This window comes from Acinetobacter sp. AG3 (assembly GCF_022343575.1).
Lineage (GTDB): Bacteria > Pseudomonadota > Gammaproteobacteria > Pseudomonadales > Moraxellaceae > Acinetobacter > Acinetobacter guillouiae.
In genome coordinates this window covers 2,097,530-2,110,841 of the sequence record NZ_JAKQZD010000001.1, presented here as the reverse complement: position 1 = coordinate 2,110,841, position 13,312 = coordinate 2,097,530, and the positions used below count along the sequence as shown (strand labels likewise).

Below are 13,312 nucleotides of genomic sequence, written 5' to 3'. Positions count from 1 at the left end.
GACAAATTAAAATTCCAATTCAGAGGGGGAAGAAGGAATGATTTAATAAATCTATTGGTAATTATTAACATGTATATAGATTTATACAATCTTATTTAATAGAACACAGCATTCTAAAAATTTGAAGATCAATCAAAAAAAAGCCCATCTGCGGGTAAGCTCTTTAGCCGATTTATGGCAAAGAATTACTTATTATTAAAAAGCTGATCTGTTATCTTTTGATTAACTTTACTTCGATGTCCATTGTCAAAATATCGATCTACATGGCATCGTTTTGTATTTGTATCGGAGAACACCCCATTTGAGAAAGTAAATGCAGAGTGATCAAAATCACCTTGTGAGAAAACTTTATTCGCTTTTTGGGTTCCTAAATATTGAGCTGTAAGTGATTTTGATACACCTTTGTTATTTACACAAATATATTGATCACAAATCACACCTTTTTTAGGTGAAACTAAACTTGTGTTGGTTTTAGCAATCACTGGAAAACTGATGATTAAACAAGCATAGCTGATGAGACTCAATAATCCTTTAGAAATTTTCACTTTTAAACCTGCAAAACAATACAAAAAAATAAAGGAAAATTATAAGATCAATTGGATTTAAGATATACAACAATTATGTTTAAACCTATATAAGAAAACACATTAGGCTTCTTTTATAAGATATTTTTAAAACGATAAATCAACATAAAAGCCCCTCATCCTCGCCTTCTTTTAAAGTGAGAAGGCGATTTCAATAGCAATATGAATCACTCATTATAAACATTCATTCAGTTTAGAAATAATCTAGAGATATTATGATTAACAGCAGAATTATCGATAAAATCAAATAAGTATTGATATTATTAAAGCTCTTAAGATAATTTAACATTCGTCATTTCCCATAAGAATTTAATAAAATACTATATGGCTGACAGATAGATAAAAGACTAGGAAAAGAAAAGCAGACAAAAAAATACCATCGATAATCAAATTGGTTAAAAATGTTGCACGATGAAATTTAAATAAACTTGTAAAGCTAATAAATTAACAATTTTATATTCATAAAAACTTAAATCACAAGTTAAGCTAATAAACAGTTTTAGATATTTTAAATAAGTTCATTTTAAAAACCAAAATTTAGATTTATTGGTGATATAAAACTTTAAATCAGTGGCTCCACTAACACTCTTCACTTATTTATTTAAAATTTAGCGACGTTAAAAGACAATTAAGTATTTTTAGATAATGCTTAGAATCAATTCAATTCATCAAGTTTTAAAAAATAATTCCTTTTGTCAGGTCTATCATTTTTTAAATGCTTTAAAAATATTTTAGCAGTTTCCTCCGAGGCATCCTCTCTTAGGCAACGTTCAACAAAGGATATATCTACAAATTCATCAGCTAACCCAGCACGGCCAAGATCTAAAAAGTAAATTTCATTGAATTTATCTATAAAAATATTACTATCCGTGATATCGCCATGAGAAAAAACCAATCTTTCTTCAACACGAGTCTCAGTTAACTCATTCCATAGACTTAGGTAAGTTCTATGGTCTCCCCATAATTCAGCGTCAAAATCATCTTGATCTATATCGTCAAGGAGTTGGTTATCAATAAAAAATTTTGACTCTTTTAACCGATGATCAATGTTTGAAATAAATGGACAATCAATAATAGCAACTGAATTTAACAGATTGAGTGCCTCCTTATAGATAGCAAGCAATTCTTGGTCTGTTAAAAAAAGCGCTGAAATTGGTTTTGCATTGATCGCTTTAGTGATCATGAATTCAAACTGCTCATCCTGAAAAGTCATGATGAGTTCAGGCACCTTTAATTTCTCAGAGAGCCAACTCAACATTTTCGCTTCGCGAGAGACACTGTATGTGGTCTCTGTATATAAAGTGCTAGATCGCTTAAGAAAAAAAGTTTCATTATTTCGATTAAAAGAATAAACATCCGATGGCGACTGACCAATTTTATTTGGCTCTAAAATGCTGTTTCCAATAAATTGTTGAATGATATTGGGCAATTCCATCAAGTTTTCCTTTTATTTCAGCATTAAAAACCCCGCAAATGCGAGGCCTAGTAAATAGATGATCTTAATTTGGTTCACTGTAGCAAAAATATGGCTTATTCCCTATAGATGATCAATACTTCAAAATTTTGTCATCATCTTTCAATTATATAAATTGCGCTAGACTTAAAAAGTGGAGTGCAGTATTTCTCGACCGCAAACCTCAGGAATAAGCTAGAGCAGAATATTAGACAGCAGCAAGACCTCAGGATGCAGATAAATCGCGGAGTAGCTGCTCTAAATCCTGTTCGCCTACTTTTGTTTGAGCACCTGCCTGCAAGCCGCCACGAATGAGTTTTTCAGCAGCAGGACGCGCAAACTGACCTGCCCATGCTTTGTGCTCTCGAAGGAAGCCTTCGCTTAAATCCGCTGGTGGGATTACTTTCTTTGCAGCGGCGATGACTCCTTCAGGTAAAGCTGCAATATTTGTGGCGATGCGATGAACAAAAGCGTCTAAATCATTTGCCGGAAGCGCACGATTTACCCAGCCATATCGTTCGGCTAGCAAAGCGTCAATCAGCTCAGCACCAAGAATTACCTCTAATGCACGCCCCGTGTCATACGCTGTGAAAGATATTGAGTACCACCACCACCAGGAATAATCCCCATCAATGCCTCACATTGGGCGAGGCCAGCACGCCCAATAGCAGCAAATGCCATATCCACTGCTGCTACAAATTCAGCACCGCCACCACGCGCCAAGCCTTCGAGCTTAACAATCGTCACTTGCGGCTGTGCCTGAATCATCTCTCCTAAAGCCTGAAATGGATTCAATCCATTAGGTAGATCTTTTGCGAACTGGTCAAAAGCGTTTGGCTCATCAATTAAGGTCATGTCTACATGAGCGATGAAAAACTCAGGATCGGCGCTTTGGAACACGATTACACGTGTTTGTGGGTCATCACGTACCTGAGTGAGAAAAGCTCGAATATCACTCATCAAGGCAACATCCAATACATTAACTGGTGGATTGTTAATACTGACAGTCGCCACGCCTCGATCATACTCAATGTGAAGTGTGGAATAAGTTGGAATGGTCATCATATACCCTTGATTTTAGCTGTGTGCAATCATGGTATCTTATGTATACTTAGTGTCAATTACGCACCTTAAGCATCCTAAGTATCTTGGAGCATACCTATGAACCCTGCTCACGATCCAATCTACCGTGCCGACTGCCCAAGCCGTGCCATTCTCGATCAAATCGCAGATAAATGGTCAATGCTGGTTTTGATGGTGTTACATGAACCACGTCGCTTCAACGCCATCAAACGGCGTCTTGATGGTATTACCCAACGTGTATTGACACAGACGCTTCGCAAGTTAGAACGCAATGGTATGGTGACACGCACCGTTATAGATGGGAAAACTCTAGGCGTGGAATATGCCTTGACGCCACTTGGTCAATCACTCAAATTGCCTTTTAACGCGCTCTACGACTGGACTGTCGAGAATATGGACACCATTCAGGTGTGCCAATCTCGCTATGATCAATCTGATGATGTTATTCGCACAGCGACCACCCAGCAATCAGGCATAACACTAAAATAACGTGTGTAGTCGCTAGCTAGAAATGTGAGAGTTTGGCTTGTTCGTCCAAAATCGTATGAATATGGAAAAGATTATTTAGGTTTTAAAACTACCACCTGTTTTGCTTACTTAATTTTACTTACTTAATTTAGTTCCACTTTCATCTATACAATAAAAAACCACCGCAAAGGTGGTTTATATCTTGAATGAATGACTGTAATCTTGGTCTTTAATTTTCAGTTCTATTGCCTTAGTGGAGTCAATATTTTTGTGACTAACTATAGTGAATCACAGCTTTTTTTAAATTTAACTCAAGAAACTCTTCTTATTCATCAACAATATCAGCAAAATTCGCACCCAAAACCTTAGCTAAATCTAGTGGATTAACCCCAATATCCAAGCCCCTTTTACCACCACTCACATACATTTTACTTAACTGTTGTGCACTTTCACAAATTACCGTTTTTAAACGCTTTTTTTGACCTACAGGACTGATTCCACCGACTAAATATCCAGTTAAACGCTCTGCATCTTTAGGATCAGCCATATGTAGTTTTTTACAAGAAAAAGCACTCGCCACTTTCTTTAAATTTAATTGATGGTTCACTGGAAGGATGGCAACAAAATAGTTTTTATCATCTGTCACCATCAAAGTTTTAAACACTTCTTCAACATTTAAACCTAATTTTTCAGCAGCCTCTAAGCCAAAACTTTTTGCATTTACATCATGTTCATATTCATGAATTGAAAATTCAATTTTATTTGATTTTAAAACTTTGCAAGCAGGCGTCATAGAATAAACAAGATCAAAATTAAGAAGACATTTGAATTATAGGACTATTTATGTAAATTTTAAAATAACAATACAAATTTAAATGATGAAAATTAATACTTGTAAAATCATGGAAAACTTGATTAAAATCCTGTCATATACCTTATATTACTAGAACAATGCCATCAATCTATCAATTAAAACCAGCATTTCAAAACTTATTGCGCCCTTTTGTTCAAAAGCTTTTTAATATCGGAATCACGGCAAATCAAGTCACCTTATTAGCGATGTTTATATCGCTTGGTTTAAGCTTTTTTCTATACCAGTATTATCTGAATCATGCTGTAAATGGGTGGTTATTGCTCTTTCCCTTGTGGATGCTGCTACGAATGGCTTTCAACGCCATCGATGGAATGCTTGCCCGTGAATTTAAACAACAATCCAACTTAGGTGCGTTTTACAATGAGTTGTGTGATGTTATTTCGGACACAGCACTCTATCTATGCTTGATTGCTTTTGGCTTTATTAATGCAAAATTACTGTTATTGATTGCTTTCCTTGCAATTCTAAGTGAATACACTGGTGTAATGGCGCCACTGATTGGGCAAGAACGTCGTTATGATGGTCCAATGGGAAAAAGTGACCGTGCATTTTGGTTTAGTTTAATCACAGTCGTGATTGTCGCCTTGCCATTTTTCACTACAAATTTACAACTTCTCGGCTTAATCTGTAATGGCATACTCATTTTAATTGGTCTGCTGCTTAGTTTAACCATCTATAACCGAATTAAAAATAGCTTAAAAACAGCTTTATAAAACAGTTTCATATTTAGGGTAAATTCGTATGTATAACAACAGTCATCACACCTTTAACAGTCATGATGGAACAGAATTGTTTTATCAACATTGGGCAACCAACTCACCGAGCGAAACAAAAAAAGCCATTCTTCTGTTTCATCGTGGACATGAACATTCAGAACGTATGGCGCATTTGGTCAAGGAACTCAATTTAAGTGATTTTGATTTCTTTGCATGGGATGCCCGTGGTCACGGCGATTCCCCAGGTGAACGTGGTGATGCACCTAGCTTCTCTGCATGTGTAAAAGATATTCAATATTTTGTCCAACATATTGAAGAAAACTATGCTATCGACGCCAAGAATATTGCTGTAGTTGCACAAAGTGTAGGTGCGGTATTGGCCGCAACATGGGTACATGATTATGCGCCTAAAATTCGCGCCTTGTGTCTCGCGTCCCCTGCTTTTGACATTAAGCTTTATGTGCCATTTGCCGAACCAAGTTTAAGAGTTATGGAAAAAATTCGTGGTAATTTTTTCATCCAAAGTTATGTTAAAGCCAAAATGCTGACCCATGATGAAGAACGTGCTCAAAGCTATGATACCGATCCTAAAATTGCTAAAGCAATTTCGGTGAGAATGTTGCTTGGACTTTATGATGCCTCAAAGCGTATTGTTGCAGATTCACAAAACATCTTTGTACCGACTCAAGTGTTATGCTCAGGTTCAGATTTTGTGGTTTTTCAAAAACCGCAACGTGAGTTTTACCAAAAGCTTCCGCATCCTAAAAAAGAATTACATATTTTAGATGGCTTCTTTCACGATACTTTAGGTGAAAAAGATCGCCATATAGCAACAGAGAAAATACGCCGATTTATCCAGCAATGCTTTGCGGTTGAATATCAAGCTCCAGACGTTTTAAATGCGGACAAAATTGGTCCAAGTTGTGCTATCGCTGAAGATCTCAGTTCACCTTTACCCGCTAAATCAATGAAAAATGCATTTTGGGAAATCACCAAAAAGAATCTAAAAATTGGTAGCCATTTATCTAAAGGCTTAAAAATTGGTGAAGACACTGGCTATGACTCTGGAAGTACTTTAGATTTTGTCTATCGTAATCAATCTGAAAGTTCCAATCCTATTGGCAAAATCATTGACCGCCAGTATTTAAATGCGATTGGTTGGCGTGGGATCCGTGTCCGCAAACAGAACATTGAACATTTGGTTCAGAAATATGCGGATATTCTGATTAAAAAACGCAAGCCATTGAGAATTATGGATATTGCATCTGGTCATGGGCGTTATATTTTAGATGCTGCGGTTCAACTACCAAAACGACCAGATTCGATTTTATTGCGTGATTATAGCGATATCAATGTACAAGCTGGTCAGCAAATGATTGCAGCGCGTGGACTCAATGACATTGCTGAATTTGTTCAAGCAGATGCGTTTGATACACAGTCTTTGGCCTCTGTTAAACCAAAACCATCACTTGCTGTGGTTTCGGGTTTATATGAATTATTTGCAGACAATGATTTGCTCCGTCAATCACTTGAAGGCTTAAGTAAAGCAATTCTTAAAGATGGTTATTTGATTTATACCGGTCAAATTTGGCACCCACAACAAGAATTTATTGCGCGTGCACTAACCTCACATCGTGAAGGTGATGCATGGGTAATGCGTTTACGCTCACAAGCGGAAATGGATGCACTTGTTGAAGCTGCTGGCTTTAAAAAGGTTGACCAATGTATTGATGAGTTTGGAATATTTACCGTCTCAGTCGCACAAAAGCTATAAAATTTCTGCTATCACAGTTGGTGACTTGATATAAATCAATCTAAGTCACCAATTTTTTAATTTAAATAGAATAAAAATCTACGGATGTTTTATGCAAACACTCATCAAAGAAACTGGGACATGGAAATGGGGCGTACTTTGCTTAGTTTTTCTTGCGCCTTTCTTTTTCCTCACTTATGGCTTTGCAAATCAATATGCATCAGGTCTGAGTGATGTTCCAAGTATTGTCTTTGCTTGGGAAAAGCATATTCCACTTTGGGCTTGGACGATTGTGCCGTATTGGTCAATTGACCTGTTTTATGGTCTCTCCTTATTGCTTTGTTGGAATAAGTTTGAGCTTAAACAACAAGCGCTTAGGCTATTTTTAGCGCAAGTTATTTCGATTAGTTGCTTCTTACTGTTTCCTTTAAAGTTTAGTTTTGAACGCCCACCTTTAGATGGTTTTTTCGGTCTATGGTTTGATGTCCTCATGGGCTTCGATAAACCCTTTAACCAAGCGCCCTCATTACATATTGTTCTGTTGATTATCCTTTGGGATTTCTATCGTCGCCATGTATCGGGGATATGGAAATATTTGGTCGATTTTTGGTGTGTGCTGATTGGCATCTCTGTACTCACCACATGGCAGCATCATTTTATTGACCTTCCTACAGGAATACTGGTTGGTGCTTTATGCTTATGGTTATTTCCAATTTCAGTAAAATCCCCATTTAGAAAAGATGGACTGCAACTGTTAACAGCAAAACATTTAAAGCTTGGCAGTTATTATCTATGTGGTTCAGTGATTTTCTTTATCTTAGCTTATGAGTTTAGATCATGGGGGTTGTGGTTAATTTACCCTGCTGTGAGCCTGTTTATCGTTGCACATAGCTATAGTTTTGTACGTCCACATTTTTTTCAAAAACAAGAAAATGGCAAAATGACGGTTGCAGCACAAATACTGCTTGCGCCTTATTTAATCTTTGCTTGGTTTAATAGTCGTTTTTGGACCAAAAAGCATCCCGAAGATTCTTTCATCATTCAACATGAACTTAAAAAAATCTATATTGGAAGAATTCCAACACAACAACATCACCACCAATACAATGCAATATTTGATTGTGTTGCTGAGTTACCCTTAAACCATGCAACGGTATATCAGCAATATCTCAGTCTAGATCTGATTCCATTACAAGCCAATCAGCTTGAGTTAGCCGTAGCACGATTAAATGATTTGATGTCAAAGCTTGAAGCAAGCTCTACCCAAAATATTCTGATTTTTTGTGCCTTAGGTTATTCAAGAAGTAGCGCTGTACTCACTGCTTGGCTGATTCAACAAAACCAAGATGCCAATATTGATGAAATGGTAAACATTATTCGTAAAGCTCGCCCTTGGGTGGTATTAAAACAAGCTCAACTTGAAGAATTAGAAATTTACCATCTAAAACTGAAAGGTTTAGCGCCATGAAAATGAATTTTTATGTGGTTGCGCAACTGTTATCAGCAACCACAGCTATATTGCTTTCAGGTTATTTGGCTTTTGCCTTATCTATTTTTGCCATCCTGTTCAAAGGCTGGCAATCCATTGAGTTTTGGACGTTCATTGTCATTACATTGTTATTATCTGGGTTTCATCACTATCTCTCATTTCGAGTTAAGTTTGATACTCAACTCATTAAAATAATTGCACGAGAATCACAAACTGAATCTATTGAAAACTTAACCCTGCAATTTGATCAAACCCTAGTGAGTATGAAATTGATGCCCGCATCCAAAGCAGGACGTGATTGGTCACAGCGTTTTGCAGGATGTTTTAAACTTTTAAAACTTCAAATTGCTTTATTATTGATACAATATCTGGTTTTAATGATTTTGATTTCTAGAATTATTTAAAGCGATTTTAACCTCAACTGATACAGTTTTAGCTGATATATCAATTGTTATCGTATGATGGCTTGAATCATCTTAAATCAAGAAAATTTTCAGCTTCTCAGCAGTGAAGATCTTGAAATGCTATAAAATTCTTCTATGATTCAAAAAATAGAAATGATAAATTTGTAAAAGGAGACCAAGCTTTTTACTTTTTATTCAAAACTAAGTTTGGTTATATTTTTATTTTAATCACTTAAAAAGTAGAATTTTATACTTTAATCATCTTATTATACAGCTTGCCCCACAATAAAATGCTTCAATATCAATCGGCTTAGAGAATGAATCAACTACCTGAACAACGTTCCGAACAAGATAAAGAGTCATACAATAAACCGTCTTTAGAGCAAAAGACTCAACACTTAGATTCATCTAATGGAAATTTAGCATCACACTCTATTGCTCGCTTTATCGCATTTTTGACACGCCGTGGCGCACGACTCTTAACTGGTGCTCGTAGCTTGTGGGTTGGTTGTCAGCCTGAGATGAAACAACGTATTTACTATGCCAATCACAATAGTCATATCGACTTTATCTTATTATGGTCTTCACTTCCCAAACTGATGCGTCGTAAAACTAAACCTGTTGCTGCTTCAGATTATTGGCTGAAAGATGGTTTTAGACAATTTTTAATTAAAGACACCTTTAATGGTGTCACGATTCAACGTAATCGCGAAGATAATGCAGACCCTTTACAACCTGTGAAAGACGCTCTTGCTCAGGGTTATTCCATTATTTTCTTTCCTGAAGGTACTCGAAATCTCGATGATGATCTTGAGCTATTACCTTTTAAAAGTGGCCTCTATAACTTACATAAACAATTTCCTGAGATTGAGATTGTCCCTGTTTGGATTTCAAATCTAAGACGTGTCATGCCAAAAGGTTCTTTTGTTCCTTTGCCATTACTGTCTACCGTATGCTTTGGCTTTCCTTTAGAACAACATTTAGAAATGGATAAAGCCACATTTATAGATTATGCACAGAAGCAGCTATTACAATTAAAAGAGGTTGAGAATCAATGATTTTAGATAATCTGAATAAAACCTATCTTTTATTTGGTATTTTTGCGGGAATTTTAGTTTTTGCATCTAGCGTGGGCTTTATTCTCAAGCAAAAAGCTGGGCAAAAACCCTCATCAGTGATTGATAATTTAAATGCACGGATCAATGCTTGGTGGGTGATGTTGATCGTCATTGGTGCAGCCATCCTATTGGGTCAAACTGCATTTATTATCTTATTTGGGATTATTTCCCTGTTTGCTCTACGAGAATTTACCAGTCTATTGCCGACACGGCGTGGTGATTATTTTCCTTTACTTATCGCCTTTTATTTTGTTATTCCCTATCAATATTATTTGATCTATATCGACTGGTACGGCTTATATTCAATTTTTATTCCACTTTATGTATTTTTACTGATTCCGATTGCTAGTTTAAAACAAGAAGATACCAAACACTTCCTTGAACGTAGTTCTAAAATTCAATGGGGGCTCATGGTCTGTGTTTTCTGTATTTCCCATGTTCCGGCATTACTCAATTTAAAACTAAATGGTTTCAAAGGTGAACCGATTTGGTTAGCAATCTGGCTGATTATGGTCGTTCAAGCATCCGATGTTTTACAATATGTCTGTGGTAAGCTTTTTGGAAAGCACAAGGTTGCACCAGTCTTATCACCATCAAAAACAGTTGAAGGCTTAGTGGGTGGGATTGTTTTAGCCACAGCTTTAGGTGTTGCTATGGCATGGCTTACTCCATTTAGCTATCTACAAGCGACATTGATAGGACTGGTTGTATGTATCTTTGGCTTTTTCGGTGGTTTGGTGATGTCAGCCATCAAACGTGACCGTGGTGTCAAAGATTGGGGACAGTTGATTCATGGTCATGGTGGGATGTTAGATCGGATTGATTCTATCTGCTTTTCAGCACCCATCTTCTTTCATATTTTAAGATATTGGTGGAGTTAGTGAATAAACATGATTGTGAGAGATATAGATGAATTACAAAATAATATTTACAATGCTCTGTGTAGGTTTGGGTCTGCAAGGGTGCAGTTTATTTAATCAGTCTGAATGTAATAATCAACAAGTGACTGATCGTGTAAAAAAACTCTACTCAAGTCAGGTAAATATCAGTTTTGGATCAAAATTAAATCAACTTACTCAACAATTTAATCCAAATGCAAACAAAACAACAAAAACCATACCTTCTATAGAAGGAATCACTTTAACTAAAATAAAGCGATTAAATCTGGAAAAATTACAGGCTGATAAAGACAATCAGGATTCACAAAATCTAATCGATTTGATTACTGATCGTTTTGAAGGTGCACAATATATTTGCCAAGGTGTAATTCAACAAGAGATTAGCACCAATGTACTTGCAGATATGACCAAAGAACTTTTAGATAAAGACTCAAATGTGATTGAAGAAAATAAATTAAATATTCCAGTAATTTATGCTCTGTACCAGCACAATGGAAATCAACAATTTGAAGTCCAATATACTGCTCAGAATCCATTGCATTTAATGTTGGCAATAATGTTACAGAAAAAACAAGCAAAAATGACGAAATAACGCCTAAATAGCAAGCAACCAACAGCTTAAGATACAAATCACGAATAAATCTACCAATTTTCATAGATTGACAGGTTTAAATCAGCTACTTAACATCAGGGCAATCTTGGATACATAGCATTGGTTTTATTTTGAATTTTCAGTATCAGTTAAAAATAATTTCTGCAGTAGGCTTAACACTTGCGATCACAGCATGTTCGTCTTTGGGTGGCGGCTCTGTGCAAAAACGTGCTGCTAAACTTTCGACTGGAATCCAAAAAGCCTATTCTGTCTCTCCCGATGTTGCCAATCGTGTATCCCCAATGATTGTACAAAGCGCAGATCAATATGATGTAGATCCTTTACTGATCGCAGCAACCATCCGTCAAGAATCGAGCTATCGGAGTTATGTCACCTCTCCATCTGGTGCTGTTGGGCTTACCCAAATCATGCCGCGTTATTGGCAACAGGCCTGCCCTGGTGATTTGTTTGATGAATATACCAATGTACGCTGTGGCACCATGATCTTGGCAAAATATAATCAAAGTGCAGGAAGCTGGAAAACGGCCTTAGCCTACTACAATGTTGGACCCACAAATTACCAAACAAATCGTAAAATGAAACGCCAAGGTAAACGATACGCGAAACAAGTCAAACAACATGAAAAGCAGTTAAAGTCTTCATTATAAAATTTAAGAATAGAAACTGAATATCAATAAAATAAACCCACTCTTGCTGATACTTGAGCGGGTTTATTTTTTAGTCTATAACAACAATACACAACATAGACATAAACGATTTAATTCAAACTTAATCTGCTGAAATATCTTCAAACAAAACGGAAGACAAATAACGTTCACCCGCATCTGGAAGAATCACCACAATGGTTTTGCCTGCATTTTCAGGACGAGCAGCTAATTGTGCAGCAGCAGCTAACGCCGCACCACTAGAGATACCGACAAAAATACCTTCTTGAGTGGCACTTTGACGGGCAAAATCAATCGCTTCTTGGTTGTCGATAGCAATAACTTCATCAACTAAGTCTAAATCCAAGTTTTTCGGAATAAAGTTTGCACCAATCCCTTGGATCTTATGTGGCCCAGGCGTTAAAGTTTCACCACGTTTGGTTTGTCCAATAATTGGTGAATCTGCGGGTTCTACAGCAACGGAGTAAATCGCTTGCTGCTTGACCTTTTCAAAATAACTTGAAATACCTGAAATGGTACCGCCAGTTCCGACACCAGCAACAAGAATATCGACTTTACCGCCTGTTGCAGCCCAAATTTCAGGACCAGTTGTTGTCTCATGTATTTTAGGATTGGCTGGGTTTTCAAATTGTTGCGGTAAATAATATGTTTCAGGTTGTTCTGTCGCTAAACGTACTGCCTCGTCAACTGCGCCTTTCATACCTTTTGCGGGTTCAGTTAAAATTAAATTTGCACCCAACGCTTTTAATACTTTACGGCGCTCTATACTCATACTTGCTGGCATGGTTAAAGTGATGGCATAACCTTTTGCCGCTGCTACAAATGCCAATGCAATACCAGTATTGCCGCTGGTTGGTTCTACAATATGCATGCCTTTTTTCAAAAGCCCCTTTGCTTCTGCATCTGCAATAAGTGCAGCGCCAATTCGATCTTTAACAGAAAACGCAGGATTACGACTTTCAATTTTTGCTAAGACCGTTGCGCCACCTGTAATAAGACGATTGATACGAATAAGTGGTGTATTTCCAATTGCCTCAGCATTATTAGAATAAACAGCAATCCCTAAGTTTTCAGTTGCTGGAAAATTTGGATCTGTAGACATGACCTTTCCTTGAATTTAAATGAATTTATATCAATCTATCATAATGCTTTTCTATGAAACTTTGATATTGAGTAACTGAATTTAATTATAC

Annotated in this window: 15 protein-coding genes; 9 read left to right on the top strand and 6 right to left on the bottom strand. The window is 36.7% G+C overall.

Going from position 1 to position 13,312, the window contains the following annotated elements:
- Positions 1 to 185 precede the first annotated feature (185 nt).
- The 4 genes from L3V46_RS09750 to L3V46_RS09735 all read right to left on the bottom strand — a co-directional run bounded on the left by L3V46_RS09750 (position 186) and on the right by L3V46_RS09735 (position 3,099).
- Positions 186 to 539 (bottom strand): YcgJ family protein, encoded by a 354-nt coding sequence (locus tag L3V46_RS09750; RefSeq protein WP_239046768.1) that lies wholly within the window; start codon positions 537 to 539, stop codon positions 186 to 188.
- Positions 540 to 1,239: 700 nt separating this feature from the next.
- Positions 1,240 to 2,019, bottom strand: a complete 780-nt coding sequence (locus tag L3V46_RS09745; protein ID WP_239045552.1) for an APH(3')-VI family aminoglycoside O-phosphotransferase — start codon at positions 2,017 to 2,019, stop codon at positions 1,240 to 1,242.
- A 244-nt stretch (positions 2,020 to 2,263) separates the two neighbouring features.
- Positions 2,264 to 2,566, bottom strand: coding sequence for a hypothetical protein (locus L3V46_RS09740; RefSeq protein WP_239045551.1), 303 nt, complete (start codon positions 2,564 to 2,566; stop codon positions 2,264 to 2,266).
- Between the two features lie 32 nt (positions 2,567 to 2,598).
- On the bottom strand, positions 2,599 to 3,099 hold the full coding sequence (locus tag L3V46_RS09735) for an enoyl-CoA hydratase/isomerase family protein (RefSeq protein ID WP_239045550.1): 501 nt from the start codon (positions 3,097 to 3,099) through the stop codon (positions 2,599 to 2,601).
- A gap of 99 nt (positions 3,100 to 3,198) precedes the next feature.
- On the opposite strand from L3V46_RS09735, the gene L3V46_RS09730 reads away from it, so the two are divergent.
- Positions 3,199 to 3,609 (top strand): helix-turn-helix domain-containing protein, encoded by a 411-nt coding sequence (locus L3V46_RS09730; protein WP_239045549.1) that lies wholly within the window; start codon positions 3,199 to 3,201, stop codon positions 3,607 to 3,609.
- A 304-nt stretch (positions 3,610 to 3,913) separates the two neighbouring features.
- On the opposite strand, the gene ybaK is transcribed toward L3V46_RS09730, so the two are convergent.
- Entirely contained in the window at positions 3,914 to 4,381 is a 468-nt protein-coding gene (gene ybaK, locus L3V46_RS09725) for a Cys-tRNA(Pro) deacylase (protein WP_239045548.1), read from the bottom strand.
- 158 nt (positions 4,382 to 4,539) lie between these two features.
- Here ybaK and L3V46_RS09720 point away from each other — a divergent pair, with 158 nt between their 5' ends.
- The 8 genes from L3V46_RS09720 (at position 4,540) to L3V46_RS09685 (ending at position 12,101) form a co-directional block, all read left to right on the top strand.
- Positions 4,540 to 5,175 (top strand): CDP-alcohol phosphatidyltransferase family protein, encoded by a 636-nt coding sequence (locus tag L3V46_RS09720; RefSeq protein ID WP_034617948.1) that lies wholly within the window; start codon positions 4,540 to 4,542, stop codon positions 5,173 to 5,175.
- 28 nt (positions 5,176 to 5,203) lie between these two features.
- Positions 5,204 to 6,952, top strand: a complete 1,749-nt coding sequence (locus L3V46_RS09715; RefSeq protein WP_239045547.1) for a bifunctional alpha/beta hydrolase/class I SAM-dependent methyltransferase — start codon at positions 5,204 to 5,206, stop codon at positions 6,950 to 6,952.
- 91 nt (positions 6,953 to 7,043) lie between these two features.
- Positions 7,044 to 8,399, top strand: a complete 1,356-nt coding sequence (locus L3V46_RS09710) for a phosphatase PAP2/dual specificity phosphatase family protein (protein WP_239045546.1) — start codon at positions 7,044 to 7,046, stop codon at positions 8,397 to 8,399.
- Positions 8,396 to 8,824 (top strand): hypothetical protein, encoded by a 429-nt coding sequence (locus L3V46_RS09705; RefSeq protein ID WP_239045545.1) that lies wholly within the window; start codon positions 8,396 to 8,398, stop codon positions 8,822 to 8,824. Before L3V46_RS09710 ends, L3V46_RS09705 begins: the two co-directional genes overlap by 4 nt.
- Positions 8,825 to 9,141: 317 nt before the next feature.
- A complete protein-coding gene (locus tag L3V46_RS09700; protein ID WP_004821804.1) occupies positions 9,142 to 9,882 on the top strand; it encodes a lysophospholipid acyltransferase family protein in 741 nt (246 codons plus the stop codon).
- Positions 9,879 to 10,823 carry a phosphatidate cytidylyltransferase gene (locus tag L3V46_RS09695; protein WP_034617942.1) on the top strand — a complete coding sequence of 315 codons (945 nt, stop codon included), beginning with the start codon at positions 9,879 to 9,881 and terminating at the stop codon, positions 10,821 to 10,823. The genes L3V46_RS09700 and L3V46_RS09695 overlap by 4 nt, the downstream gene beginning before the upstream one ends.
- 28 nt (positions 10,824 to 10,851) lie before the next feature.
- Positions 10,852 to 11,433, top strand: coding sequence for a hypothetical protein (locus L3V46_RS09690; RefSeq protein WP_239045544.1), 582 nt, complete (start codon positions 10,852 to 10,854; stop codon positions 11,431 to 11,433).
- Between the two features lie 131 nt (positions 11,434 to 11,564).
- Positions 11,565 to 12,101: a transglycosylase SLT domain-containing protein gene (locus tag L3V46_RS09685; RefSeq protein WP_239045543.1), complete on the top strand. Its 537-nt coding sequence runs from the start codon at positions 11,565 to 11,567 to the stop codon at positions 12,099 to 12,101.
- A gap of 121 nt (positions 12,102 to 12,222) precedes the next feature.
- Here the strand turns inward: L3V46_RS09685 and cysK are convergent, their stop codons facing one another.
- Positions 12,223 to 13,221, bottom strand: coding sequence for a cysteine synthase A (gene cysK, locus L3V46_RS09680; RefSeq protein WP_154130056.1), 999 nt, complete (start codon positions 13,219 to 13,221; stop codon positions 12,223 to 12,225).
- Positions 13,222 to 13,312: the final 91 nt, after the last annotated feature.

Bases quoted from the DNA above. Each gene is read 5' to 3' on its own strand.
- ybaK (WP_239045548.1), bottom strand. From the start codon at position 4,381: ATGACGCCTGCTTGCAAAGTTTTAAAATCAAATAAAATTGAATTTTCA.
- L3V46_RS09705 (WP_239045545.1), top strand. From the start codon at position 8,396: ATGAAAATGAATTTTTATGTGGTTGCGCAACTGTTATCAGCAACCACA.
- L3V46_RS09690 (WP_239045544.1), top strand. From the start codon at position 10,852: ATGAATTACAAAATAATATTTACAATGCTCTGTGTAGGTTTGGGTCTG.
- L3V46_RS09735 (WP_239045550.1), bottom strand. From the start codon at position 3,099: ATGACCATTCCAACTTATTCCACACTTCACATTGAGTATGATCGAGGC.
- L3V46_RS09710 (WP_239045546.1), top strand. From the start codon at position 7,044: ATGCAAACACTCATCAAAGAAACTGGGACATGGAAATGGGGCGTACTT.
- L3V46_RS09715 (WP_239045547.1), top strand. From the start codon at position 5,204: ATGTATAACAACAGTCATCACACCTTTAACAGTCATGATGGAACAGAA.
- cysK (WP_154130056.1), bottom strand. From the start codon at position 13,221: ATGTCTACAGATCCAAATTTTCCAGCAACTGAAAACTTAGGGATTGCT.
- L3V46_RS09745 (WP_239045552.1), bottom strand. From the start codon at position 2,019: ATGGAATTGCCCAATATCATTCAACAATTTATTGGAAACAGCATTTTA.
- L3V46_RS09695 (WP_034617942.1), top strand. From the start codon at position 9,879: ATGATTTTAGATAATCTGAATAAAACCTATCTTTTATTTGGTATTTTT.
- L3V46_RS09720 (WP_034617948.1), top strand. From the start codon at position 4,540: ATGCCATCAATCTATCAATTAAAACCAGCATTTCAAAACTTATTGCGC.
- L3V46_RS09700 (WP_004821804.1), top strand. From the start codon at position 9,142: ATGAATCAACTACCTGAACAACGTTCCGAACAAGATAAAGAGTCATAC.
- L3V46_RS09730 (WP_239045549.1), top strand. From the start codon at position 3,199: ATGAACCCTGCTCACGATCCAATCTACCGTGCCGACTGCCCAAGCCGT.